General features: G+C 56.5%; 25 protein-coding genes and 1 pseudogene. 14 read left to right on the top strand and 12 right to left on the bottom strand.

The genetic code is table 11. The features are described 5' to 3' along the window. Positions 1-4: 4 nt before the first annotated feature. The 6 genes from KO486_RS02735 to KO486_RS02710 form a co-directional block, all read right to left on the bottom strand. Positions 5-721, bottom strand: coding sequence for a sterol desaturase family protein (locus KO486_RS02735; protein WP_216035714.1), 717 nt, complete (start codon positions 719-721; stop codon positions 5-7). A gap of 76 nt (positions 722-797) precedes the next feature. Continuing rightward, positions 798-1,505 carry a polysaccharide deacetylase family protein gene (locus KO486_RS02730; RefSeq protein WP_216035713.1) on the bottom strand — a complete coding sequence of 236 codons (708 nt, stop codon included), beginning with the start codon at positions 1,503-1,505 and terminating at the stop codon, positions 798-800. Further along, on the bottom strand, positions 1,505-2,605 hold the full coding sequence (locus KO486_RS02725) for a class I SAM-dependent RNA methyltransferase (RefSeq protein WP_216035712.1): 1,101 nt from the start codon (positions 2,603-2,605) through the stop codon (positions 1,505-1,507). The genes KO486_RS02730 and KO486_RS02725 overlap by 1 nt, the downstream gene beginning before the upstream one ends. Before the next feature lie 88 nt (positions 2,606-2,693). Continuing rightward, positions 2,694-2,963, bottom strand: a complete 270-nt coding sequence (gene rpsO / locus KO486_RS02720; protein ID WP_216035711.1) for a 30S ribosomal protein S15 — start codon at positions 2,961-2,963, stop codon at positions 2,694-2,696. Positions 2,964-3,105: 142 nt separating this feature from the next. Then, entirely contained in the window at positions 3,106-3,957 is an 852-nt protein-coding gene (locus KO486_RS02715; protein ID WP_216035710.1) for a calcium-binding protein, read from the bottom strand. Positions 3,958-4,111: 154 nt separating this feature from the next. After that, entirely contained in the window at positions 4,112-4,624 is a 513-nt protein-coding gene (locus KO486_RS02710) for a DUF1643 domain-containing protein (RefSeq protein WP_216035709.1), read from the bottom strand. A 63-nt stretch (positions 4,625-4,687) separates the two neighbouring features. Here KO486_RS02710 and KO486_RS02705 point away from each other — a divergent pair, with 63 nt between their 5' ends. Beyond that, complete coding sequence (locus KO486_RS02705; protein WP_216035708.1) at positions 4,688-5,056, top strand: VOC family protein; 369 nt, start codon at positions 4,688-4,690, stop codon at positions 5,054-5,056. Here the strand turns inward: KO486_RS02705 and truB are convergent. Genes truB through rbfA form a run of 3 tightly spaced genes read right to left on the bottom strand, consistent with a single transcriptional unit; the run spans position 5,053 to position 7,125 of the window. Then, positions 5,053-5,955, bottom strand: a complete 903-nt coding sequence (gene truB, locus KO486_RS02700) for a tRNA pseudouridine(55) synthase TruB (protein WP_216035707.1) — start codon at positions 5,953-5,955, stop codon at positions 5,053-5,055. The genes KO486_RS02705 and truB overlap by 4 nt on opposite strands. Before the next feature lie 40 nt (positions 5,956-5,995). Next, entirely contained in the window at positions 5,996-6,709 is a 714-nt protein-coding gene (locus KO486_RS02695; RefSeq protein WP_216035706.1) for a phosphodiester glycosidase family protein, read from the bottom strand. After that, entirely contained in the window at positions 6,709-7,125 is a 417-nt protein-coding gene (gene rbfA, locus KO486_RS02690; protein ID WP_216035705.1) for a 30S ribosome-binding factor RbfA, read from the bottom strand. The genes KO486_RS02695 and rbfA overlap by 1 nt, the downstream gene beginning before the upstream one ends. Positions 7,126-7,194: 69 nt before the next feature. On the opposite strand from rbfA, the gene dapB reads away from it, so the two are divergent. Further along, positions 7,195-8,013, top strand: coding sequence for a 4-hydroxy-tetrahydrodipicolinate reductase (gene dapB, locus KO486_RS02685; protein WP_216035704.1), 819 nt, complete (start codon positions 7,195-7,197; stop codon positions 8,011-8,013). 18 nt (positions 8,014-8,031) lie between these two features. Here the strand turns inward: dapB and KO486_RS02680 are convergent, their stop codons facing one another. Continuing rightward, positions 8,032-8,208, bottom strand: coding sequence for a DUF1674 domain-containing protein (locus KO486_RS02680; RefSeq protein WP_216035703.1), 177 nt, complete (start codon positions 8,206-8,208; stop codon positions 8,032-8,034). A gap of 67 nt (positions 8,209-8,275) precedes the next feature. Between KO486_RS02680 and KO486_RS02675 the strand changes: the two genes are divergently transcribed. From KO486_RS02675 to KO486_RS02625, 11 genes and pseudogenes are all read left to right on the top strand, one after another. Next, positions 8,276-9,553: an RsmB/NOP family class I SAM-dependent RNA methyltransferase gene (locus KO486_RS02675; RefSeq protein ID WP_216035702.1), complete on the top strand. Its 1,278-nt coding sequence runs from the start codon at positions 8,276-8,278 to the stop codon at positions 9,551-9,553. Positions 9,554-9,682: 129 nt separating this feature from the next. Continuing rightward, positions 9,683-11,374, top strand: a complete 1,692-nt coding sequence (locus KO486_RS02670) for a heparinase II/III family protein (RefSeq protein WP_216036206.1) — start codon at positions 9,683-9,685, stop codon at positions 11,372-11,374. Between the two features lie 20 nt (positions 11,375-11,394). After that, positions 11,395-12,984 (top strand): bifunctional phosphoribosylaminoimidazolecarboxamide formyltransferase/IMP cyclohydrolase, encoded by a 1,590-nt coding sequence (gene purH / locus KO486_RS02665; RefSeq protein ID WP_216035701.1) that lies wholly within the window; start codon positions 11,395-11,397, stop codon positions 12,982-12,984. Between the two features lie 18 nt (positions 12,985-13,002). Then, a pseudogene (gene lspA / locus KO486_RS02660) lies at positions 13,003-13,485 on the top strand (signal peptidase II); the annotation flags it as partial. A 52-nt stretch (positions 13,486-13,537) separates the two neighbouring features. After that, positions 13,538-14,041: a DUF3035 domain-containing protein gene (locus KO486_RS02655; protein WP_216035699.1), complete on the top strand. Its 504-nt coding sequence runs from the start codon at positions 13,538-13,540 to the stop codon at positions 14,039-14,041. Positions 14,042-14,126: 85 nt separating this feature from the next. After that, the gene (locus tag KO486_RS02650; RefSeq protein WP_216035698.1) at positions 14,127-15,452 is read left to right on the top strand and encodes a pitrilysin family protein; all 1,326 of its coding nucleotides are present in this window, start codon (positions 14,127-14,129) and stop codon (positions 15,450-15,452) included. After that, positions 15,449-16,750 carry a pitrilysin family protein gene (locus KO486_RS02645; protein WP_216035697.1) on the top strand — a complete coding sequence of 434 codons (1,302 nt, stop codon included), beginning with the start codon at positions 15,449-15,451 and terminating at the stop codon, positions 16,748-16,750. Before KO486_RS02650 ends, KO486_RS02645 begins: the two co-directional genes overlap by 4 nt. Before the next feature lie 48 nt (positions 16,751-16,798). Then, positions 16,799-18,646 (top strand): DNA mismatch repair endonuclease MutL, encoded by a 1,848-nt coding sequence (gene mutL / locus KO486_RS02640; RefSeq protein WP_216035696.1) that lies wholly within the window; start codon positions 16,799-16,801, stop codon positions 18,644-18,646. A 64-nt stretch (positions 18,647-18,710) separates the two neighbouring features. Then, a complete protein-coding gene (locus tag KO486_RS02635) occupies positions 18,711-19,100 on the top strand; it encodes a hypothetical protein (RefSeq protein WP_252734531.1) in 390 nt (129 codons plus the stop codon). Further along, positions 19,081-19,473, top strand: coding sequence for a hypothetical protein (locus KO486_RS02630; RefSeq protein ID WP_303435488.1), 393 nt, complete (start codon positions 19,081-19,083; stop codon positions 19,471-19,473). The genes KO486_RS02635 and KO486_RS02630 overlap by 20 nt, the downstream gene beginning before the upstream one ends. Before the next feature lie 92 nt (positions 19,474-19,565). Beyond that, positions 19,566-19,883, top strand: coding sequence for a DUF3775 domain-containing protein (locus KO486_RS02625; protein WP_216035695.1), 318 nt, complete (start codon positions 19,566-19,568; stop codon positions 19,881-19,883). Here KO486_RS02625 and KO486_RS02620 read toward each other — a convergent pair. Both KO486_RS02620 and KO486_RS02615 read right to left on the bottom strand, forming a co-directional pair. Then, positions 19,880-20,911 carry a saccharopine dehydrogenase gene (locus KO486_RS02620; protein ID WP_216035694.1) on the bottom strand — a complete coding sequence of 344 codons (1,032 nt, stop codon included), beginning with the start codon at positions 20,909-20,911 and terminating at the stop codon, positions 19,880-19,882. The two genes, KO486_RS02625 and KO486_RS02620, sit on opposite strands and share 4 nt — an antisense overlap. 2 nt (positions 20,912-20,913) lie before the next feature. Further along, entirely contained in the window at positions 20,914-21,765 is an 852-nt protein-coding gene (locus KO486_RS02615; RefSeq protein WP_216035693.1) for a hypothetical protein, read from the bottom strand. 271 nt (positions 21,766-22,036) lie between these two features. Between KO486_RS02615 and KO486_RS02610 the strand changes: the two genes are divergently transcribed. Then, complete coding sequence (locus KO486_RS02610) at positions 22,037-23,704, top strand: peptidoglycan-binding domain-containing protein (RefSeq protein WP_216035692.1); 1,668 nt, start codon at positions 22,037-22,039, stop codon at positions 23,702-23,704. Positions 23,705-23,770: the final 66 nt, after the last annotated feature.

Raw genomic sequence — 23,770 nt, 5'->3', positions numbered from 1 at the left:
ATTTTTAAACGGCTCGGTCTCTCGGCGATTTTGGGAGCCCAAACGCTTTTCTGGCCTCGACCAAACGCAAGTCTTCGGGGTCCATACCAAGGCTTAGGATCGTATCGCGATCAAACCTCTCTCGTGCGTCTTCGCGGCTATAAGATGTGCCAAACAACCGGTCGATCCATCCCATACCAAAACTGACGTGGAACGTGGTCTCATGGTCGTTGAAATGATGGCGCAGGTGGCTTTGCGTGACCTTGTTTCCAAACCAACCCTTAGGCACGTTCACATGCGCCAGCGTGTGGCAGTATTCATAAAAGGTAAACGCACTCACTGATCCGAGGAACAAAGCAACAGTTCCAAACAAAGCCGCGTTTGACAGACCTAGGATAGGCCACAAAGCGAACGTGTGAAGTGCCGCTGCAACTAGACCAAATTTCAGCGCATACCAATTGTCACCACCGGTAAAAAATTCTGGGTTCGTCGGGAATTCATGGTGGCCGATATGGCTACGATACAGGTCATTGAACATGCCCTGCTGCTGGGGTGGTTCTTTGTGGTACAGAAACCGGTGCATGACGTATTCCACAAAGAACTGCAGAACGAAGCCGTAAATGACGGCCACACATGCCAGCATGCTAAAGTTTAAGAAAAACAGCACAAAACCCAACACCCAAAAAGGTGCGAGCCGCTGCAAGCTGCCCATGTTGATCAGAATACGAAGTGTCGGAATCATGTTTCCCCTCCCAGAGTTAAAGAAACTCTAGGGCAGGGGTCCGATTTCGATCAAGGATGACGCGACGTGCCGAAGTCTAAGGTGCGCGCAGTTCTAGCAACTCAGAGACCGTCACAAACTCAAAACCACGCGCCGATAGCCCCGACAATATGGCTGGCAAAGCAGCGCGTGCAGCAGAACCGCTATCATACATTGGATGGAGCAAAATAATGGAGCCTGATCGGGCCTCTTGCAGGACAAAATCTGTGATGGCATCTGCGTCGCCCGCAAGTGCAGGATCGCCTTCTGGGGCGACGTCCCACATAATGGCAGGCCGTTCGTTACGCGAGAGATAGAACGGTAAAACCACTAGTTTCTTGCCGTAAGGCGGACGGAAAGGGATGGCACCCGTATACCCAGCGTTTCTGAGCGCTTGATCTGTAGCCTCAATCTCGGCGGCGACGCGGGACGGGGACATCAGAACCAGACGAGGGTGCGAATAGGAATGGTTGCCTAGCTCATGGCCGTCATTTGCAATTTGAGTGACCAATTCCGGATGCGTAACAACGTCCTGCCCCACTAGAAAGAAAGTCGCGATGGCGTCATGTTCGTTTAGCGTCGTCAGAACGTCGCCCAGATAGCGCGGGGATGGGCCATCATCAAAGGTAATCGCGATAACAGGCGCAGTCGTCTCGACCCGTGCGATGGCTTCGCCGGCAATCATGAATGTGGTTGAACGGCTTAGCTGTAGAGCGCCCCAAGCGCAGAGAATCAAAACAGTGATGATTACCGCAAGACGCCACATCAAAGAGCGTCCGTTTGATACAACCGCACTTTCATTCCGCCGTGATCTACAACAGGGCCGAGGGGTTTGAACGGCAGGCCCGTCGCCTTGGCGAGGCTGGGTTCGGTGGTAATGACCCCCACGCGCCACCCCTTGAAATGCGACTTCATCCTATCTCCGAATGAAGAATACAGGCCATACAGCGGCTTCTTGTTACCGATACGCCCGCCGTAGGGTGGGTTGATCATGACCAGTCCAGCGTCGTCACACGGCGGAGTGATCTCATTGACTTGCTTCACTTGGAAGTCGGTTACATCGGCAACGCCTGCGCGGTCTGCATTGGCTTTGGACATCGTGACAGCACCTTGGTCGCGATCACTGCCGTAGGCATTAAACATTGCGGGCCGTTCAGGGCTGCGCATCGCATCAAGCGCCTCGACGTCAAAACTGGGCAGGGACTGAAACGTAAACGCGCGGGCGCGACCGGAATCAAACCGGCGTGCGATTTCTGCGGCCTCGATTGGAAAGGTGCCCGATCCGCACATGGGGTCATAAAACGGCTCTTTGCCGTTGTAACCTGCATCGCGCAGAAACATCGCAGCCATGGTTTCACGCATAGGCGCTTTGTTGACGGCTTCCTTGTGGCCGCGTTTGTGCAAAGGTTCGCCCGACGTGTCGAGCGATAGGGTGACGATGTCACGGTCAATACGGACGCGGATTGATAGGGCGTCGACGAGATCTTCCTCCTCGCGTGCGATGTTGTAACCGCGTGCGGAGAGCGCGTTCTCGACTCTCTCGGTTGCGGCGCCTGCGTGATAGATTTTTGACTTATGGCAGGCGGTTTCAACGCGCACCCATGCGCCGCTTGGCAGAACGTCCTGCCACGCAAAGTCACGCGTGTTCAGTTCGAGTTGCGACAAGTAAAGGGCGCGAAATTCCGCAACCCGTGCAAGGACGCGTGCGGCCCCGCGAAGCTGTAGGTTGGCACGCCAGACCTTTGGCCACTCACCTCGGATCGTGACTCCGCCGTGAATGACAGACGTCACTTTGAACCCTTTTTCGCGGGCTTCGGTTGCCAGCAGGTCCTGCAGGCCGGGGGCGGTGATGAGAAAAATGTCCATGGGATTTCCCTATACGGTTCACAGGAAAAGCAAAACCGCCCACGGTTTCCCGTAGGCGGCTGCTATTCGTTCGCAAAAACCAAAAGGTTTAGCGGCGGATACCCAAGCGTTTGATGAGGTCTTGGTAACGAGCCTCGTCTTTGCCTTTGGTGTAATCCAGAAGCTTACGGCGCAGAGCAACCATTTTCAAAAGGCCACGGCGACCGTGGTTGTCTTTTTTGTGGGTTTTAAAGTGCTCTGTGAGCGTAGAAATGCGGGATGTCAGGATCGCAACCTGGACTTCCGGCGAACCAGTGTCGCCTTCTTTGATTGCGAATTCTTTCATCAAGCGTGCTTTTTCTTCAGCAGTAATCGACATCGGGATCTCCTTATTTAAAGGGTGAATGGCACAAGCCGGGATGTCGTCCAGCAGGGCCCGTGGAGGGTGGTCTGCCCCCGATAACGAGGCCAGATGCGCGCATATAGGAAGATTCCCTTACGAAAGCAAAGGAAATGTGCTGCTAGATCGGCATGAGCTGCACCATGTCTACGTCAAGCGACGCGATGCCAAACAGTTCTGCGATGGCATCCCCGTCGGCCAACAGCAAAAGCCCGCTGTCGGTGGTCTGTGTCGTCAGGGTCGGAACCACGTCATCGTATTTGACGACAAGCACGTCATCATCAGTGTAATCCATGATCGTAATCAAACCGCTTTCGGCTTCAAAACGGTCTGCCCCGTCCCCTCCTGACATTACGTCTCCATCGTTGCCGATAAGTGTGTCATCGCCTTCGCTGCCGTTCAGGTAGTCTTGTTCTGCGCCTGCATCTTCACCGGTCACGCCGTCGATCAAATCGTCGCCTTCGCTGCCTTGGATCATATCGCGGCCCGCGCCGCCGATCAGCGTATCATTCCCATAGCCGCCAAGAAGTTCGTCGTCGTCATAGGCGCCATCAATTAGGTCGTCACCGCTGCCGCCGTGAAGCGTGTCCTCTCCGTTGCCGCCGGACATTTCGTCATCGCCAAGGTAACCGTAGACCTGATCGTCGCCATCGTCGCCGACAATCTTATCGTCGCCGTCGCCGCCATGCATGTCATCGTCGCCCCCGCCACCAACAAGGGTGTCATTTCCGCCGGCACCATCAATATAGTCATTGCCAAGTAGGCCATCTAAGCTGTCATCATCACTTCCGCCGAGCAAGTTATCGAGACCGTTTGTTCCGCCACTCGAGCCGGCTTCAGAATGTTCTGGTTCGATCAAGACGTCATCTGTATTTGAGTCGTCGTCCACAGTTGAGTCGTCGTCGGACGTCGGTAGGCCAACAATGGCTGTTCCCGCGATTGCAAGGCCCACAAGGCCAAGAAGCATAAACATGATAATTGCTTTCGTAAGGCTGACGTATTCTGACCGCGAGGGGCAAACCCAAGGTAGCGGATGGAGATAATCCCCGCGATCATAGATCATCGAAGCGCCAAAAACCCTATAAATCGGGAAAATTGGTTAACGCGTACCTAACAACAGGCAGAGCCTATTCCTGTGCCCAGATCTGAGGCTTTTGGGTGTAGGCGATATAAAGTGGATGTTTAGGGTGGCCCGCTTTGCTCAGACCAAGGTGGAACAGTTGGCTGCCCTGAGCGCGCAACATGGCTTCGATCTGCGGGCCGCGTTTCAGGTGTTCCCCGTGGGTCCCCCAAGCGCAAATCGTCTGATCCGCCCATGCCAACCCCTCGAGGATCGTGTCGTCATTTACAGGGCCAATAGGTTCGGACGCGGCGCGCATTTTACGTGGATCGGTGTCACGCCATGCAAAGATATTAGTCACCCGAAACGCACCATGCCCCAAAGCGCGCGCCCTGCGTTCGCAGCGCTCAACGGTTGGATCATTTTGCACCTCGGTCGCGGTGGACGGGTTGAGCATAACAAAATGAACCGACGTTCCGGCCTCATCCCAAACTCGCGTTAGGGCGTAGCGATATCTTTCGCAATCTGAGTAAACCGCCGTGGAGGGCGCGTCGTCTTTTATATGGGTCCGAGTGATCATTCCAGCGTTATGCCCAAGCATCGAAAAATGTGCTAGGGTGAACGCACAGCGAAAGGACATCCCATGCAACTCGGCGCATTTTCGGTTTCACTGTCAGTCAAAGACTTGACCAAATCCATCGCGTTTTACAAAGATCTCGGGTTTTCGCACTTTGGTGGTCTGGTGGAGCATAACTTCGCGATCATGAAGAGCGGCGATACCTTGATCGGTCTGTTCCAAGGCATGTTCGAGGGGAACATGATCACGTTTAACCCGGGCTGGGATCAATCGGCGAACGAGGTCGATCCCTTTGATGATGTGCGCGAGATTAAGGCCAAGGTAAAAGCGGCAGGGCATGAGGTCAGTCAAGAAACCGGCGAAGATAGTGGCATCGGGTCATTCGTCGTCATCGATCCGGATGGGAACCCGATTTTGATCGATCAGCACCGTTAACGCACAAACACCCGTGTCGGATGCAGTTCACCTGATTTGAAAACGCCAACAGCAATGGCTTGCCCGCCGTGGTCGGCCCAGCATTCTTCGCCGTATTCAACATCGCCCATGACCATCGCAGGATTGCCATTGCGCAGCTTGGTGATGCTGCTTTCGGGGCAATGGACACGCGGCAGATCATCAAGGCCCGCTTCGAGCGGCAAGATCAAATGGTCGAGCGCGTTGGTCTTTGCGTGTTCGTCGAGTTGTTCCAGCGTGACGCCATCTTTGGCATCAAACGGGCCTGACCAAATGCGGCGCAGTTCGCGAACGTGGCCGTGACAGCCCAAGGCCTCACCAAGGTCGCGCGCGATAGAGCGGACGTAGCCGCCCTTGCCGCAGGTCATTTCTAGGGTGACATGATCTTCGTCAGGACGATCAATCAACAGCAGCTCTTCGACCCAGAGAGGGCGCGCGGCGATTTCAAATTCTTCACCATCCCGCGCCCGTTTATAGGCGCGTTCACCGTCGATCTTTACGGCAGAAAAAGCGGGTGGGATTTGCATGATGTCGCCGACGAATTGCCCAAGGGCCGCTTTGATATCGTCATCGGAGGGTCTCTCGGCGCTTTCTGCGGTGACTTCGCCTTCGGCGTCATCGGTGTTCGTCTTCTGACCAAGGCGCACCGTAAAGGTATAGGCCTTCAGGGCATCGGTGATCCAAGGAACCGTCTTTGTCGCTTCGCCCAAGGCCACCGCCAAGACGCCCGTTGCTTCTGGGTCAAGCGTGCCGGCATGGCCAGCCTTCTTGGCATCCAGCGCCCAGCGCACTTTGTTGACGACAGAGGTCGAGGTGATCCCGGCGGGTTTATCCACCACAAGCCACCCGTGCAGGTCGCGTCCTTTGCGTTTGCGTGCCATGTGGCCTCCGGTCTTAGGTCAGGCGGGCGGGTTAGTCTGCCTACTGATCGGCGTCAACCACACCAATGATCGGGCCAAGCTGCCAACCGAAGTCGGATCGGTTCAGTTGCGGGGCATGAAGTCGGCTGACTTTGCCATCAAAATAAAGAGCATTGGGCACTCCGATGTGATCGCGAAACAAGGTGGCGAAGTCGTGGAAGTTCACCGGCTCATTGGAAATCGCAAAATAGGCGCGCTGCCCATCGGTTGGGGTGCCAACGCCGTTGCGAATGAATTTGGACGTGCCGTCAGGGATGAACCGCGGGTGCAGTTCCCCGTCAATCACCAACATTGGGCCGGATTGAGTCGCGTCCGCACAAAGCGGGGTCTGCTCTAGGAACTTAAGCGTTTCGAAAACCTGAAATGTCTCACCGCTGCAAAAAACACCATTGGGCAGCAGGCCAAAGTTTCCGGGACCTTCGCGGGTCATGACAGACCTTTGCGGAACGAAATCCTCAACGTAGTGACCCACGGGTGAGCGGTCGTCGTGATACATTCCTGCGTTCATTGCGAACGAAAGAGATACTCCACGATAGTTTTCAACGGCGCGAAAGCTGCCAAGGACGTTGCCATCATCGTCCCCCAAAAAGAGCTGCAAGTCTTCATCAACACCGACATCGCAAATGGTATAGGACGCGCCCAAGTGCTGGACGTCCTTGCAGGTCACTGCCGCGGCAGGGGACGCCAGAAAGCATAGGCCCAAGAGCCAACGCATTACTCGTCCTCGTCGGAATCGGTTGCGGCGACGTCCTTTGCGACACGATCTTCGGCAAACATCGCACGAGTTGCGTCCATCCGGTCATACATATCATCAATGCGGAACCGCAGATCAGGGGTCGCCTTGAGCTTCATCCCCTTGGAGATGAGATGCCGCAGCTCGCCCTTGTTGCGCGCCAACGCCGCAATCGCCACATCTGCATCTTTGCCGCCCAAGGGCAGCACGAAACAGGTCGCGATCGACAGATCGGGTGTCATGCGGACTTCGCCGACGGTAATCGACATGCGTTGCAGATCGGGGTCATGGACCTCACCGCGCTGCAAAATTTCGGACATTGATCGACGGATTACCTCACCAACGCGCAATTGGCGTTGTGATGGGCCGTCCTTGCCTTGAAAACTGTTCTTTGCCATGCAGCCCATGTAAGGGGTGCGAAGCGGCTTGCCAAGCGCACTGGCGCCAATGTGACGAAAGGAAACGACATGACTGATTTGCCCGGGATCGTAATCACTGGATGTTCTGGCCGAATGGGGCAGATGCTGACCAAGGCTGTCTTGGCGTCGGGTGCCTGCAAATTGGTTGGCGTTCTGGAACGGAGCGGTCACGATTGGGTCGGTCAAGATGTTGGCGCTGCCATGGGCGGAGCGAATGTTGGTGTAAACGTGACGGATGATGCTGTTGCTGCATTTGCCAAGGCGCAAGCGGTGATTGATTTCACGGCCCCAGAAGCGACCGTCGGTTTCGCAGAACTCGCAGCGCAAGCCCGTGCTGTCCATGTCATCGGCACTACTGGCCTGACGGAAGACGACCTCGCGCATCTCGAAGCGGCGTCGCATCATGCTGTTATTGTTCGGGCTGGAAATATGTCACTTGGTGTCAATCTGCTGGCGCAACTGACAAAGAAAGTCGCTGCGGCCTTGGATGAAGATTTCGACATCGAGATCATCGAGGCCCACCACCACCACAAAGTGGACGCGCCCTCTGGTACGGCCTTGATGCTTGGCGAAGCGGCTGCCGAAGGGCGCGGCGTTGATCTAAAGGACGTGAGCGATTCTGGTCGGGATGGCATTACGGGTGCGCGAACCCGTGGAGATATCGGCTTTAGTGCCATTCGCGGCGGTGACATTGTCGGCGAACATGATGTGCTGTTCGCGGCTTACGGCGAGCGGATTAAGCTGAGCCATATCGCTACAGATCGGGCGATCTTTGCGCGCGGTGCATTGAAGGCCGCACTTTGGGGGCAAACCCAAAAGCCGGGGTCTTATGACATGATTGATGTGCTGGGTCTGAAAGACGGCTGACCCCCCGCGCGCCATAATTCAAAAATCGACGGCAATGCCTTTTCTTTCCCAATCCCCAAAGCGCACGGGCTCTGGGCCATCGCGGCCCCCTAGTTCTTCGGGCATTTCAGCCGCTTTCGCCTTTTTGCGGCGTTCGTCAGCTTCGGCCAAGGCGCGCTGGGCGGCTGGGGTGAGATCCTTGTCAGTATCGTGCATTTTGGTGTCCTTGCGTGGGGCCTAGTCCTGATATACCTCGCATGGATCAGATTCCAAGGGGTTCCAGATGTCGCAACAACAAGGTTTAGGCCCGCGCAAGGCCGCGCTTTTCCTTCTCGATCAAATCACAACCGAAGGGCGGTTGCTGTCTGAGTTGATCGGCGAGGGTGCATTGCAGCACCTCTCCCCAGAAGATCGCGCCCGTGCACAACGCCTCGCAACCGAGACCCTGCGCGGAATGGCGCGTGCGGATCGGATGTTGGCGCGGTTCTTACAAAAGACCCCTCCGACGGCTGTTCGTAACGTGCTGCGTCTATGCACAGTTGAGCTCGCAGGGGGCGAAGCGGCGCATGGTGTTGTGAACGCCGGCGTTGAACTGGTGGCGCGTAACAAACGCACGCAATCCATGAAAGGCTTGGTCAACGCAGTCCTGCGCAAAGTCGCCGCTGAAGGACCGGAAGGCTGGTCCAAACTTGCCTTGCCCCGCATGCCGGGTTGGCTGCGCAAACCGCTAAAAAACGCCTACGGCCCCGAAGTTATCGCCGCGATTGAGGCGGTTCAGTTTGCGGGCGCTCCGTTGGACATTACCGTCAAAGGCGATATCGAAGCCGCAAATGAAGTCCTGAAGGGCGAAATTTTGCCGACAGGTTCGATTCGATTGCAAGACGGTGGGCAGGTCTCTGCCTTGCCTGGTTTTCAAACAGGCGATTGGTGGGTGCAGGACGCTGCTGCCGCTATTCCCGTCATGGTTCTGAACCCGCAGAAAGGCGAAAAGATCCTCGACCTTTGTGCGGCGCCGGGTGGCAAAACGATGCAGATTGCGGCCAGCGGAGCAGACGTGACGGCTGTTGATTCGTCGGTTGGCCGAATGATCCGCGTCTCTGAAAACCTCAAACGCACGGGCCTGACCGCACAGACCGTCACTTCGGATGCGTTTGCCTACACCGAAGACGGGTTCGATGCGATTTTGCTGGATGCGCCCTGTTCCGCCACAGGGACAATCCGCCGTCACCCTGATTTGCCCTATGCAAAAGACGGTTCCGAGTTTGGTGAGCTCATAGCCCAACAGGCTGGCATGATTGACCACGCTCTGTCCCTCCTGAAACCAGGTGGTCGTTTGGTGTTTTGCACCTGTTCGCTTCTCCCTGATGAGGGCGAAGTGCAGGTTGATGATGCTCTTGAACGTCATGATGGTTTGACGGTCGAAATACACGCTCTCGATATTGCTGGGATTGATCCAGCATGGCGTACCTCTGAAGGCGGCTTGCGTTTGCGGCCTGACTATTGGGGCGAGATCGGCGGCATGGATGGCTTTTACATCGCGCAATTGCGCAAGCCCGACTAAAAAACCTGTGACTTAAACAGGCGCGGGCCTTATAAGTCTGCCAACGCAAAGATGCTGGAACAGCACGAGCGAGAGGCAGATTTAAAAGTGGTGGATACATCCGACACCTCAACGCGGCGCATGCGCCTGATGAACCGGTTGCAAGCGCGGCTGGCAGCACGAACGCGTCCGGCCACTGGGTTTATTTCCAACCCTGAACCAAAGATGATTGGTCATTTCGCTCGTGGTAGACAGCTTTTGGCGGGTAATTTCTTGTTCTCGGGCCATCTGATCGAAGCACCGGGTGTCAGCCTTTGGGAGGCGGCCGCACGCGTTGATACGTCCACCAATGCGGCCCATGGGTTTGCTTGGCTGGATGATATGGCTGCCGTGGGTGACAGCAGGGCGCGGGTGTCCGCGCAGGCTTGGTTGCAGGACTGGATTGTCCGCTACGGCGATGGGCGCGGCGCGGGTTGGACGCCAGACGTCACGGGCCGTCGGCTGATCCGTTGGATTGCCCATGGGTTTTTCCTGCTGCGGGGTGCTGAAAAAGAACAATCAGAGGCTTATTTTAGATCAGCGGCTCAACAGGCAATCTTCTTATCCCGCCGCTGGAGTGCTGCACGCCCGGGCCTACCGCGATTTGAGGCGCTGGCTGGGATGATTTACGCGGGTCTGGCATTGCAAGGCATGGAATCCCGCGTGGCTCCGGCGATTGCGGTGCTGACCCGCGACTGCAAAGTGCAGATCGGGCCTGATGGCGGCATTGCGACCAGAAACCCTGAAGAACTTCTTGAGGTTCTCACGCTGCTGACTTGGGTAGAAACGGCCTTGCGCAATGCAGACCGCGCCGTGCCCGAGGCCTTAACATCGGCCATGCATCGGATCGCTCCCACCTTGCGGGCGCTGCGTCATTCGGATGGTGGGTTGGCGCGATTTCATGGGGGTGGACGCGGGCTTGATGGTTGGCTCGATCAAGCCTTGGCCGCTGTCGGCACGTTGGAACAGCCCGACCAATCTCTGCATATGGGATACGGGCGGCTTACGGCGGGACGCACGTCGCTAATTATGGATGCTGCCGCCCCGTCTTCTGGTGCGGCATCGGCTGAGGCTCATGCCTCTACGCTTGCGATGGAGGTGACCTCGGGACGGCGGCCGTTGATCGTCAATTGCGGCCCCGGTGCCAGCTTTGGCCCCGAATGGCGCCGTGCTGGCCGCGCCACGCCGAGCCATTCGACGCTAACCATTGAAGGCCTGTCTTCGTCTCGGATCAAAGTGGAGAAGAATGGCGCGGAGCTGCTTCTTGATCGCCCCAAGGACGTTCAATCCGAGTTCAGCGAACTGGGCGACGGTATGCGGTTGGCGACGGCCCATGACGGGTATCGGCGCACCCATGGCCTGACCCATGTGCGCACGCTTGACCTGACATCGGATGGCCGCGCTATTGCCGGTGAAGACTTGCTGACCATTCTGGATTCGAAAGACGAACCGATTTTTGACAAAGCGCTGGACGCGGAGAAGTTGCAAGGAATCCCTTGGTCGGTGCGGTTCCATTTGCATCCAGAGGTGGATGCAGTGGTCGATTTGGGCGGGGCGGCGGTGTCGCTGACGCAGAAATCCGGTGAAATCTGGGTGTTTCGCCATGATGGGGCGGGGGATTTGCGCCTAGAACCGTCAGTTTATCTAGAAAATGGCCGATTGCGGCCCCGTGCCACGCAACAGGTGGTTTTATCTGGCACCACTTTGGCCTATTCGACGCGCATCCGTTGGTCTTTGTCCAAAGCGCAAGAAACGCCCACCGCGTTGCGTGATGTCGCAAGCCTCAGCGGATCAGAAACTTGATACCGCCTGAGGGGGCCCACATGACCGACCTGCAACCAATTCGCCGCGCTTTGCTTTCCGTATCCGACAAGGCCGGATTGATTGACCTTGGAAAGGCGCTATCTGCGCGTGGGGTTGAATTGCTCTCGACTGGGGGATCAGCAAAGACATTGCGCGACGCCGGTTTGGACGTGCGCGATGTGGCTGATGTTACGGGCTACCCCGAAATGATGGATGGTCGCGTGAAAACATTGCACCCAGCGGTGCACGGCGGCTTGTTGGCACTTCGGGATAACGACGCCCACGTAGCAGCGATGGACGAACACAACATCGGCGCAATCGATTTGCTGGTCGTGAACCTTTACCCGTTTGAGGCTGCTTTGGCCCGCGGTGCCGAATATTACGAGATGATCGAGAACATCGACATTGGCGGTCCTGCGATGATCCGTGCTGCGGCGAAAAACCATGCTTTCGTAAACGTTGTCGTCGATGTCGAAGACTACGACGCATTGTTGGCTGAACTGGACGCCAATGATGGCAAGACGACATTCGCGTTCCGCCAGACGCTGGCCCAAACCGCATATGCCCGCACTGGTGCCTACGATGCCGCCGTGAGCACATGGATGGCTGGTGCTATCGGCAATGCTGCACCGCGTCGCAAGGCCGTTGCCGGGACGCTTGCCCAGACATTGCGCTATGGCGAAAACCCGCACCAAGCAGCAGCATTCTACACCGACGGTTCCGACCGCCCCGGCGTGGCGACGGCCCAGCAGCATCAGGGCAAAGAACTGTCCTATAACAACATCAACGACACAGACGCTGCGTTTGAATTGGTCAGTGAATTTGCCGCAAAAGACGGCCCTGCCGTTGCGATCATCAAACATGCCAACCCATGCGGCGTTGCCCGTGGCGCGACATTGGCCGAAGCCTACCAAAAGGCTTTTGAGTGCGATCAGACTTCAGCGTTCGGCGGTATCATCGCGTTGAATGGTGAACTTGACGCTGAAACGGCTCAGGCGATCACTGGTATCTTTACCGAAGTCGTTATCGCGCCATCTGCCACGGACGAGGCGAAGGTCTTGTTCGCTGCCAAGAAGAACCTGCGTTTGCTGACGACAGGTGGTTTGGCTGACCCGATGGCGGTTTCTGAAACGATCCGTCAGGTGTCCGGTGGATACCTCATGCAGAACAAAGACAACGGCCATATCGCCGCGTCCGACCTTAAGGTCGTGACGAAGGTCCAGCCGACAGATGCACAGATCGCGGACATGTTGTTTGCGTGGACTGTTGCCAAACACGTTAAATCTAACGCCATTGTTTATGCGAAAGATGGTCAGACCGTTGGTGTTGGCGCTGGGCAGATGTCACGCCTTGATAGCGCGCTCATCGCGGCGACCAAATCCCAACGGATGGCGGATGCGCTGGGCTTGCCTGCGTCACTGGCCAAAGGGGCCGCTGTTGCGTCTGATGCGTTCTTCCCGTTCGCCGATGGTCTGCTTGAGGCAGCGGCTGCCGGTGCGTCTTGTGTGATCCAGCCTGGTGGCTCCATGCGTGATGACGAAGTGATCGCTGCCGCGGATGAGGCTGGCCTTGCCATGGTCTTCACCGGCATGCGCCACTTCAAGCACTGACAAAAAAGAAAGCTCACAAAGATGCGGCTGACCTACTGGACTGGATTTTGGATTTTCCTGATTGATCAGGTCACGAAGTATATCGTGCTATATGTGGTCGATCTGGAAAGCCAGCCGAACCAAGCCCTAGACCTATTTGCACCGCTTTTGTCCCTGCGCATGGCATGGAATCGCGGTGTAAACTTTGGTTTGTTCGCTGATTTCGACATGCGTTGGGTGTTGATCGGGGTGGCGATTGCTATTTCGATTTTTGTGCTGTGGTGGATTCGCAAAGAACCACGCAGCCGGTGGGCCTACATCAGTGCTGGGTTGCTTGTTGGGGGCGCGCTTGGAAACGTAATCGACCGTATTTTGCATGGTGCGGTGGCGGATTTCTTGAACATGTCGTGCTGCGGGATCAACAATCCGTTTGCCTTTAACGTGGCCGATGTGGCGATTTTTGCGGGTGCGATTGGGCTTGTTCTGTTCACAGAAAACGACGGCGAGAAGAAGACCGCGTGACGAGCCCCAAACTATCGGCTAAAACGCATATGGAACGACAGGGACGGGCGAGATGTTACGACTGACACTTTGTATGACGCTGGTGCTGACACTGACTGCTTGCGCAGGCGGTGATCGCGGTTTGCGCGATTTGCGCTCGTCCAGTGGCGGGCCGGATGAATTCCGTGTGCAACCATCAGGTCCGTTGACTTTGCCGGCCGACCTAAGCGTTCTTCCGACACCGACACCAGGTGGCACCAACATTACCGACCCCACGCCAAATGCGGATGCTGTGGCTGTTTTGGGCGGCAACCCCAACGCGCTTGTTGCCGCAGGGGTACCAACTCGTGACGGTGCGTTGATTACCGCTGCCAGCCGAAATGGAGTGGATCCGGCAATTCGCCAGACTTTGGCCGCTGAGGACGAGGCCTTTCGCACGCGGCAATCCCGTTTCGGGTTGTTTCGCGCCCGTGACCGTTATTTCCAAGCCTATGCTCGCCAAGCACTTGATGCCTACGCAGAACTTCAACGATTCCGGAATGCAGGTGTTGCGACCCCGTCTGCGCCACCTCAGTAACACCAAGTTCTCACAAACGCGTTTGTGCCCTTGCAGGTGCCGTGTTGTCGCATAGGTTCTGCTTAGACATTAGCGGAGTAACTTGATGCGTTTTCTAGCAGCGGCCCTTGCCCTTTGGGCGGGCTCATCCCTCGCGGAAGAGGTCACGACCTTTCAGCTCGACAATGGTATGGACGTGGTTGTGATCGAAGATCACCGCGCACCTGTTGTTGTCCATATGCTTTGGTATCGTGCAGGATCGGCGGATGAACCTGTCGGGTCATCCGGTGTCGCCCATTACCTTGAACACTTGCTTTTTAAAGCCACCGAAACGGTCGAAAGCGGTGAGTTCCAGCGGGTCGTTGCGGAAAACGGCGGTTCGGACAATGCATTCACCAGCTATGACTATACGGGATATTTCCAGCGGGTCGCCGCAGATCGTTTGCCGCTGATGATGCAATACGAAGCCGACCGGATGAACAACCTCGTGCTCACCGAAGAGGACATTCGCACTGAACTCGGCGTTATCCTCGAAGAACGCAACCAGCGCACTGAAAACTCCCCGAACGCACTGGCCCGTGAACAGATGCGCGCAGCACAGTTCCTTAATCATCGTTACGGCGTGCCGATCATTGGCTGGAAACACGAGATGGAAGAGTTGGACATGCAAGATGCGCTGTCCTTTTACGACATCTACTATTCTCCAAATAACGCGATCCTCGTTGTGGCTGGGGACGTTGAACCGGACGAGGTTCTGGCCTTGGCAGAAAAATACTATGGACCGCTTCCCGCTGAGCCAAACCTGCCAGAGCGATTTCGCACGCAGGAACCACCGCAAATCGCTGAGCGGCGTCTTATCTTTGAAGACCCGCGCGTTGCGCAGCCATACATCAGCCGCAGCTACATAGCTCCCGAACGCGACGAAGGCGCACAGGAAGAAGCCGCAGCACTTACCTATTTGGCGGACCTTTTGGGCGGCTCTCCGTTTACATCTGCGCTTGGCATTGCTTTGCAATTTGAAACCAACACAGCCGTTTATGCAGGGGCCTATTACGACGGGTTGAACCTTGATGATGGCACTTTCGGACTCACTGTCGTGCCTGCCGAAGGAGTTTCGTTACAAGACGCAGAAGACGCAATGGACGCTGCCATAGCGGCTTTCCTCGAAGAAGGCATCGACCCCGCCCGAATGGAAGCCTTGCGCACCCAGCTTAAGGCGAGTGAAATTTACGCCCGCGACAATGTGGGCGGAATTGCCCGTCGTTACGGCGCTGCGTTGACGTCCGGGCTGACAGTGGATGACGTTCAGGCTTGGCCCGAAATCTTGCAAGCGGTTACAGCTGAAGATGTCCTTGCGGCGGCTGAACGGGTCCTCGACCGAGACCAATCTGTTACAGGCTGGGTCATTCCAAGCCGGGAGGTTCTACAATGATCCGTTACGTCCTCGCCTTTGCTTTGTCGCTGACGGCTGCGTCCGCACAGGCTGAAATCGACATTCAAGAAATCACATCTCCGGGTGGAATTGATGCGTGGCTGGTGGAAGAAGACTCAATTCCCTTTGTCGCGATCGAAATCATCTTTGATGGCGGCGCATCACTTGATGACCCTGCAAAGCGGGGTGCTACCAATCTGATGATGGCATTGCTGGAAGAGGGCTCAGGCGATTTGGATGCACGTGGTTTCCAAGAAGCCCGTGAGGCGCTTGCAGCATCTTATGGATTTAGCGCCTATGACGATTCTGTTTCGGTCTCCGCCGTGTTCCTAACGGAAAACCGTGACGAAGCCGCAGCGCTTTTGCGCGATGCGCTGGTTGATCCGCGGTTTGATGACGACGCCATCGAACGGGTCCGCGCACAAGTGCAATCGATGTTGCGTTCGGATGCGCAAGACCCCAACAGTATCGCAAGCGCGACCTTTGATGCTGCCGCCTTTGGTGATCACCCTTATGGCTCGTCGCTCGATGGGACCGCCGAAACGGTCGCCGCAATTACACGCGATGATTTGATTGCGGCGCATACCAATGCTCTTGTGCAAGGGCGTGTTTATGTAGGCGCTGCGGGCGATATCTCCGCCGACGAACTGGGCGTTTTGATTGATGACTTGATCGGTGACTTGCCGATGGAGGGCCCTGATCTGCCGGACCGTGTTGAGTTTGGCCTTGAAGGCGGCACAACGGTTGTTCCTTACGATACGCCGCAATCGGTTGCGCTGTTCGGCCATGAGGGGATCGAGCGCGATGACGAGAATTTCTTTGCGGCCTATCTGTTGAACGAAATACTGGGCGGCAGCGGGTTGGAAAGCCGGTTAATGCACGAAGTCCGAGAGAAACGCGGGCTGACCTATGGTGTTTATTCCTACCTTGTCCCCAAAGACCTTTCTACGATGTATCTGGGGCAAGTCGCATCCGGCAATGCAACCATCGCTGAAGCGATCGAAGTCGTTCGCGCAGAGTGGGCTAAAATGGCGAGCGAAGGTGTCACAGCGCAAGAGCTAGACGCCGCAAAGACATACCTCACGGGGGCCTACCCGTTGCGGTTTGATGGCAATGCTGAAATCGCGGGGATTTTGGTGGGCATGCAGGCGCAAGATCTGCCGACGGAATACATCGCCGGGCGCAATGATTTGGTTAACGCTGTGACCTTGGAAGAGGTTAACCAAATGGCGGCAGAGCTGCTGGACCCAGACGGTCTGCATTTCGTTGTCGTTGGTCAACCTGAAGGCCTAGAATAGCACAAAACCTCTGTCAGAATCGGGCATCGCCATGCTATCTGTAGCGGTATGGCTGCTCCTGACCCCAACATAAGCGAAACGCGTCCTGTTATCAGGCAACTGGACGATGCTGCGATCAACCGGATCGCAGCCGGTGAGGTAGTGGAACGCCCCGCGTCTGCGGTGAAAGAACTTGTTGAGAATGCCTTGGACGCCAAGGCGACACGTGTCGAAGTATCTATTGCTGATGGCGGCAAAACCTTGATCCGTGTGACCGACAATGGTGTCGGCATGTCAGCTGATGATTTGCCTTTAGCCTTGTCACGCCACGCGACGTCCAAGATTGACGGTGCCGATTTGCTTAATATCCATAGTTTCGGGTTCCGAGGGGAAGCTTTGCCGTCTCTTGGTGCGGTTGGTCGTCTGACAATCCGAAGCCGCACAACGGGTGGCGAAGGCGCAGAGATTTCTGTGTCTGGCGGCACTCACGAGGCTGTCCGCCCAGCCGCTTTGACTGCGGGCACGGTCGTTGAATTACGCGATCTGTTTTACGCCACACCAGCCCGTCTGAAATTCCTGCGCACGGATCGTTCCGAGATGCAGGCGATAAGCGATGTGATAAAACGCCTCGCCATGGCGGAACCTTTTGTGACGTTCATTCTCACGGATGTTTCTGGTGGCAAGTCCCGCGTGACGTTTCGGGCAGATGCCGAAACTGGCGACATGTTTGCAGGCCTTCATGCACGATTGGCCTGTGTGTTGGGTCGTGATTTTGCGGACAATGCGCTGGCGATTGATGCCAAACGAGAAGAGGTCCATTTGACGGGTTATGCCGCCTTGCCGACCTATTCGCGTGGGTCGTCGGTTCAACAGTTCTTGTTCGTGAATGGCCGCCCAGTGCGAGATAAAGTGCTTTTGGGTGCTTTGCGTGGCGCATATATGGATACACTGAGCCGCGATCGGCATCCCGCCGCCTGTTTGTTTGTCGACCTTGATCCGACACGCGTCGACGTCAACGTTCACCCTGCCAAGTCCGAGGTGCGTTTCCGCGATCCCGGTGTGGTGCGCGGCCTTATCGTGAGCGCCATTCGCCATGCTTTAGCAGAGGCAGGGCATCGTGCCTCTACCACCGTGGCTGACGCGACCTTGGGTGCGATGCAACCCGAACGTCCGGGTTTTGACGGCGGCGCACGGGTCTATCAGATGGACCGTCCGTCTGGTGGGGCAGGGCCCGCGTATCGCCCAGATCCACAGCCGAGCGGGTTTGCTGATTTTGGCGCTGATATGTCTGGTCGCGTTGATGTGGTCGAAACCGAAAGCGCTGAAGCCGAAGAAGACCACCCCCTTGGCGCCGCCCGCGCGCAAGTTCATGAGAACTACATCATTGCTCAAACTGAAACGGGCATTGTCATTGTGGACGGCCACGCAGCGCACGAACGGCTAGTCTATGAAAAACTGAAAACTCAGATGGCGGAAAACGGTGTGGCAGCCCAAGCGTTGCTGATCCCCGAGATTATCGAAATGTCAGACGGGGATGCCGCCCAATTGTTGGCCCACGCCGCTGACCTGTCCAAGTTCGGCCTGACGATCGAACCCTTCGGTGCTGGCGCTATTGCGGTGCGCGAAACACCCGCGATTTTGGGCGAAGTGAATGCCGAAGCTATGTTGCGAGACATTCTGGATGAGCTTGACGATCAGGGCTCTTCGACTCTCGTGCAGGAAAAACTCGAAGCGATCCTCAGTCGGGTGGCCTGTCACGGTTCGATCCGCACCGGACGACGGATGCGCGGCGAAGAGATGAATGCGCTTTTGCGGGAAATGGAACAAACCCCTCGATCAGGGCAATGTAACCACGGGCGCCCGACCTATGTTGAACTGAAATTAAGCGATATTGAGCGGCTGTTTGGTCGGACATAACCGCACTCGGCTATTGAGAAGCGTGAAGTCGGGCTATAGCGTGGGGCAAACGATGGGGAAAATTATGCATAAAGCTATGGTCTTGACGGCTTTGGTAGCTCTGGCGGGATGCAGTTCTGCCGATTGGGCCGCGTCGCAATCCCAACTCGCATCCCTAAACCTATTGGATGAAACGCGACGCGCCGTTGATGAGGCCTACCGCGACCTTCCGTTTGATACGGGGACGGTTTACGTCGTGGCCGATGAGCACGGCGATTTGCATACCTATTCTTTGACGCCCTGCCAGAACGGAACGCATATTTGTGGCGGAACGGGCCGCGTGGGGCATCTACAAAGAACAGCAGATTATTTTGTCGTGACGGGTGCGTATCGCGACCGGACATTTTATTTGTCGCCGGGTGGCGACGGTTATTTAACTTGGCGAGGAGTAAGACGTGATCTTGCGTGGAATTAAGAGTACAGCCCTAGTGGCATTGATGGGGACTGTGTTGTCCGGTTGCCTGGCGGAACTGCCCGGCGGTGAAACGGGCCCATTCGCGCCAGGGAATACACTGACGTTCTATTACCAATCCGTTCTGACCGATCCACCAGACCAAGCACAGGTTGTGTCTTGCGGGAATGACTTGTTTCAGCAGTCCTGTGTGCGGATGTCCAACGGTGCGTCTTTCCCTATCGAAAGCACGGAAACTGGTGTCAGCTTTGGCAATGAAACAACCCGTCTGATCTTGCAGCTGGACGCCGGCGGCGTTCCGTCAGGTATTGGCCAGTTCTCAGACCTCTCAACAGGTGAAACGATCGGAATGCGTTGGGTTTCCCTGCCGTCCTAAAGCTGGTTTCAATCCGGCTTCGGCCTTTGTTCTAAATCAAAGCGTTTCTTGGAATAATGTCTCAATCTGCTCTCAAAAGAGGAGATTGAGACATGCTGAAAATTAACACCGACAAAATCGCCGAGATCATAATTCTTGCGCGAGACACGCCTCGCGGCGAGCGTGAGTTTGATGCATTCGTTTCGGGACTGGATGAAGAAGAACAAGCCAGCCTTGTGGCCGTGATGTGGATCGGCCGTGGGAGCTTCGATGCGTTAGAATACGCAGAGGCGTACAATACCGCCGTGACCGAAGCGTCCACCCCGACCGAAGATTACCTTAAGGGGTCGCCGCATTTGGCCGATCACCTTGAGAACGGTTTGGATGCCTTGGGAATCTCAGCGGCCGCAGAAGAAGACGACCTTTATTAAACGTGCTGTTTGTACGTCGCTTCCGCGCGGCTCCAAACGCCTGTTGAATCCGTTTCCAGTTCCAGAAGATGCGGCAAGAGTTGGTGTGCAAAATCATCCGTACTTTCCACAGGAAGAAGCGACGGTAGGTTATCAATCGCCATAACATCCAACGGCGGGTCCTGATGGGCCCGTACGGTTGGCACGGCCCAACTTGTCGCGCGGTCGTAGACCTTGATCGGGGAAAATTCGCTTTCCGGGTCACAGGCGATATCGCCGATGACCGACAGTTTGCGCGGCGTCTGCCCTGCGTCGGCTTGCACGAAAACAGGCGCGCCATCATGGGCTAAGATACAATTCAACAGAATGTCGAAACCGAGGATTTCGGGGAAAGGGCCACCGTGCGCGGTTTCTGCCATGTCCCAGCCCGTTGGCGTGATGCCAGCTGCACGGCAAAGGTCGCTCGCCCCTGTTCCAACGCGCCCGAGTGCACCGATGATAAGCGCGTTTGGCGTGCCGGTTACAGAGGACTTAGCGGTTTCAGCAAGCGCAGTCGCCGACGTAAAGGCATCCACCGACGCCATCACTTCACCGCGGTGTTGCGCGCCCAATGCCATCACAGACAAGGCGGCGCCAGCGTATCCGGCCCAATAGCCAAAAGCGGCGACGCGGCGGCCGGTGCCATCCACCAGATACTCCAGATCTAGTAACGTTCCACCGTTTGCCTTGAAACGGTCCAGCAACACCCGACCGGAGGCTTGGCCTTTGTAGGCATGTCCGAACATAATGTGGCGATGCCGCAGGGGCGCTCCGTCTTCGGGAAGTTCTTTGAGCCCAAGGATGATCGCGTCGCTTGGGGCGTCCACCCATGATCCGGCGGCGGCGGCCTCACAACCGACGTCAAAATAGGCGCTGTCGGGAATGCAGCGGTGTGGCGCTGTTTCCACAACCACACGCCATCCTTTCGCGATCATCTGCTTTGCGCCGTCGGGCGTCAGTGGCGCACGGGCTTCGTTGGCGCGGGATTCGTGGCGCATCCATATTAGCATGATCAATTCTCCGGATGGGCTGCGGCGTATTCTGCCCGCAGTTCTTCGAGCCGCTCAAGCGCTTCGTCGTGCGTGTTGCGGATGTTTGGACGGGTTGATTTGGCTTCATACCGCAGGCGTTTGTCGGCCTCGGTTTCTGACCCGAGAGCATAGCGCACTGAGCCCATAGAATAGGTCTTGTTGAATTCTTCAGAGCGCACCGAGAATTGCACCCAAGCTGGTGACTGAATGCGCGTGCCTTCGTAGTTGAACAACATCCACCATTTTTGACGCGACGCGCGGATCGCTTCTTCGGCCCAGTTGTGGACGTCGTTAACGTCACGGGAATGCTCAAAGCTCATGCCGGACAGGTCGATCTCCAAAATGCCGGTTTCCTTGATGAACGTCAGGCGGCGCATGAACGCGTTCTTCTCAAAACTAGGGTGGTGCGCTAAGCGTTCACGCCGCTTGGACGGCTGGGACTTAAGATGCTCAAGAGCGTCTTCGCGCGACCCAAAGAGGTTTGGGTTTTCGCGTTCGGTGCCTTTGGCCCGTTCAATCTGTGTCACGGTCATCGGGTCCGCATCATAGCGCACGGTTTTCATGCCGTGGCCTTCGTTCAGGTCCAATCCACGACGTGTAAAGGCAAACCACGCGTCGCCATCAACGCGGTAGTCTTCCGTATTTACCATAAAGAACCACTGTCCCTCACCTGTCTCGACAATGCGGGTTTCAATGTAGTCGTAAAAAGCGTTCACATCGGCGCTGGTATGAAAATAGAGCCCCGTGAACACGATCTCGATGATTTGGGAGCCTTCGAGGACAGTAATACGAGGCTCTAACGCAGTAGGCGAGAAATCGTCAGAATAGGGCATAGAAACAACCAGTTGCTTGTGTATTCATCAAGAGATGACGAAGAACCACCCGAACCGCAATACCGCGAATGGTCGCGCTTTGCTTAAGTGGCGCCTGTCGTGCGAAAAGGGTAACGAATGAATGAACCCTGTGACATGAGACATTCGTAGACATTGCGTAGATCGGGTATGCAGGTAAATCACCGCGCAAAATGCGACAAATTACAAAGTGCTATTGAATAGCGCGCCGTTGGTCGCGACATTCAGCCTAACACTTTTGAAAGGACGCCTCATGCGCCATCTGCTTTTGACCACCGCCCTTCTGATGCCCTTGCCCGTTTGGGCGCAGGATGCCGCATTGGTTCTTGGGACCGAACGGTATGAACAACTTGATCGGGTCAACCGCGCGGATGACGTGCTGGGTGCGACGGACCGCCTTGGTGCGCTTGGGTTTGAGGTTTTCAGCCGCGCCAATCCGCGGGTAGACGCAGCCAATGATTTGGCGATGGCGTTTCAGGGCGCGGTGGTTGATGCAGATCGGCTTATTGTTGTGCTGACGGGGCATTTTGTGACGGACGGTGCGCGGACTTGGTTGCTTACGGCTGAGGCGGATGCGCCAGATTTGTTTAGCGTTCAGAATGCTGCCTTGTCCGTGGACAGCCTGCTTCCGCTCTTGGGGCAACGTCAGGGCAAGGCCGTGATCCTGCTAGGAGTGGCGGATGAGGACGACCTTGATCTGGATGGCAGCGGTCTGCGTGCTGGTATCGGTGAAATTGATCTGCCGCAGGGTGTGACATTGATCCGGACTACGCCGTCGATGGCGAACACGGTTCTTGAGGGTCCGTTGACTGAACCCGAGGCCACGTTGGGACGCCAGCTTTCGCTCAATCCTTCGCTATCGGTTTCAGGTTACATGCCCCGTGATTGGGTTTTGATGCCAGGCGAAGTTATTGTGGATGAGCCCGTAGCGAACACAGGGCCGAGCGAGAACGATTTAAACGCCGAAGCCGCCCTTTGGGACAGTACGACGGCCGCCGATAGTGCCGATGCCTACCGCGCTTACGTAAACCGTTATCCGAATGGGCGGTTTGTCGATGATGCCGAGGCCCAGATTTCTGCGATATTGGCAGAACCAAACCGCGCCGCACGCTTGGCCGAAGATGCGTTGAACCTGACACGGGATCAACGTCGCGCGGTGCAGTCAAATCTTACTTTGCTGAACTACAACACGCGCGGTGTTGACGGTATCTTTGGACCGGGTTCGCGCGGTGCGATTACCAATTGGCAGCAATCTAACGGATACCCGCAGACGTCTTATCTGACCGATGATCAGATCGAACTGATGGAAGCACAGACCGCCCGTCGCCAAGCCGAGATCGAGGCCGAAGAAGCCCGCGAGCTGGCCCGCGCCGAGGCCCGTGATCGTGCCTATTGGGCTGAAACCGGTGGTGTTGGTGATGAGCCCGGCTATCGCGCTTATCTTGCACGTTACCCTGACGGGTTGTTCGCCAATATCGCTACTGCGCGTCTCGCGACCATCGAGGACCAACGTCGCACCGCCGCCGAGACCGCAGATCGCGCCGCGTGGGCGATCGCGGAATCTGAGGACACGCTTGCGTCCTATCAGGAATACCTTGCCGCCTACCCATCCGGCGTATTTGCAATGCAAGCGCGCGCCCGTATCGAAGAGATGACCGCACCCAGCATCAGTGATGCGCAAGTGGCGCAGGCTCAGGCCGAGGAAAGCGCACTGCGCCTGTCTGGTGTGCGTGCCCAGCTTCTGGAGTTGCGGCTACGGGACTTGGGCCACAATCCCGGTCGGTTGGACGGGGTGATTGATAACAGCACCCGCAATGCCATTGTTGCCTATCAAGAGGCGCAAGACATTCCCGCGACTGGTTACGTGGATCGTGCAACCGCCGTCGGCCTGATGACAGGATCTGTCCGGATCGGTCGTTAAACCCTCGGGGCGAAAAAAAGCCCTGCCTCAACACAGTGTCGAGGCAGGGCCATGTTCATTTCATAT

The sequence above is a fragment of the Octadecabacter sp. B2R22 genome, from assembly GCF_018861045.1.
GTDB lineage: Bacteria > Pseudomonadota > Alphaproteobacteria > Rhodobacterales > Rhodobacteraceae > Octadecabacter.
The sequence above is the reverse complement of the archived record's forward strand: the minus strand, read 5'-3'. Positions and strand labels throughout refer to the sequence as shown.

Excerpts from the sequence above, each read along its gene's own strand:
- KO486_RS02735 (WP_216035714.1), bottom strand. The coding sequence starts at position 721 with ATGATTCCGACACTTCGTATTCTGATCAACATGGGCAGCTTGCAGCGG.
- KO486_RS02730 (WP_216035713.1), bottom strand. The coding sequence starts at position 1,505 with ATGTGGCGTCTTGCGGTAATCATCACTGTTTTGATTCTCTGCGCTTGG.
- KO486_RS02725 (WP_216035712.1), bottom strand. The coding sequence starts at position 2,605 with ATGGACATTTTTCTCATCACCGCCCCCGGCCTGCAGGACCTGCTGGCA.
- rpsO (WP_216035711.1), bottom strand. The coding sequence starts at position 2,963 with ATGTCGATTACTGCTGAAGAAAAAGCACGCTTGATGAAAGAATTCGCA.
- KO486_RS02715 (WP_216035710.1), bottom strand. The coding sequence starts at position 3,957 with ATGTTTATGCTTCTTGGCCTTGTGGGCCTTGCAATCGCGGGAACAGCC.
- KO486_RS02710 (WP_216035709.1), bottom strand. The coding sequence starts at position 4,624 with ATGATCACTCGGACCCATATAAAAGACGACGCGCCCTCCACGGCGGTT.
- KO486_RS02705 (WP_216035708.1), top strand. The coding sequence starts at position 4,688 with ATGCAACTCGGCGCATTTTCGGTTTCACTGTCAGTCAAAGACTTGACC.
- truB (WP_216035707.1), bottom strand. The coding sequence starts at position 5,955 with ATGGCACGCAAACGCAAAGGACGCGACCTGCACGGGTGGCTTGTGGTG.
- KO486_RS02695 (WP_216035706.1), bottom strand. The coding sequence starts at position 6,709 with ATGCGTTGGCTCTTGGGCCTATGCTTTCTGGCGTCCCCTGCCGCGGCA.
- rbfA (WP_216035705.1), bottom strand. The coding sequence starts at position 7,125 with ATGGCAAAGAACAGTTTTCAAGGCAAGGACGGCCCATCACAACGCCAA.
- dapB (WP_216035704.1), top strand. The coding sequence starts at position 7,195 with ATGACTGATTTGCCCGGGATCGTAATCACTGGATGTTCTGGCCGAATG.
- KO486_RS02680 (WP_216035703.1), bottom strand. The coding sequence starts at position 8,208 with ATGCACGATACTGACAAGGATCTCACCCCAGCCGCCCAGCGCGCCTTG.
- KO486_RS02675 (WP_216035702.1), top strand. The coding sequence starts at position 8,276 with ATGTCGCAACAACAAGGTTTAGGCCCGCGCAAGGCCGCGCTTTTCCTT.
- KO486_RS02670 (WP_216036206.1), top strand. The coding sequence starts at position 9,683 with ATGAACCGGTTGCAAGCGCGGCTGGCAGCACGAACGCGTCCGGCCACT.
- purH (WP_216035701.1), top strand. The coding sequence starts at position 11,395 with ATGACCGACCTGCAACCAATTCGCCGCGCTTTGCTTTCCGTATCCGAC.
- KO486_RS02655 (WP_216035699.1), top strand. The coding sequence starts at position 13,538 with ATGTTACGACTGACACTTTGTATGACGCTGGTGCTGACACTGACTGCT.
- KO486_RS02650 (WP_216035698.1), top strand. The coding sequence starts at position 14,127 with ATGCGTTTTCTAGCAGCGGCCCTTGCCCTTTGGGCGGGCTCATCCCTC.
- KO486_RS02645 (WP_216035697.1), top strand. The coding sequence starts at position 15,449 with ATGATCCGTTACGTCCTCGCCTTTGCTTTGTCGCTGACGGCTGCGTCC.
- mutL (WP_216035696.1), top strand. The coding sequence starts at position 16,799 with ATGGCTGCTCCTGACCCCAACATAAGCGAAACGCGTCCTGTTATCAGG.
- KO486_RS02635 (WP_252734531.1), top strand. The coding sequence starts at position 18,711 with ATGCATAAAGCTATGGTCTTGACGGCTTTGGTAGCTCTGGCGGGATGC.
- KO486_RS02625 (WP_216035695.1), top strand. The coding sequence starts at position 19,566 with ATGCTGAAAATTAACACCGACAAAATCGCCGAGATCATAATTCTTGCG.
- KO486_RS02620 (WP_216035694.1), bottom strand. The coding sequence starts at position 20,911 with ATGCTAATATGGATGCGCCACGAATCCCGCGCCAACGAAGCCCGTGCG.
- KO486_RS02615 (WP_216035693.1), bottom strand. The coding sequence starts at position 21,765 with ATGCCCTATTCTGACGATTTCTCGCCTACTGCGTTAGAGCCTCGTATT.
- KO486_RS02610 (WP_216035692.1), top strand. The coding sequence starts at position 22,037 with ATGCGCCATCTGCTTTTGACCACCGCCCTTCTGATGCCCTTGCCCGTT.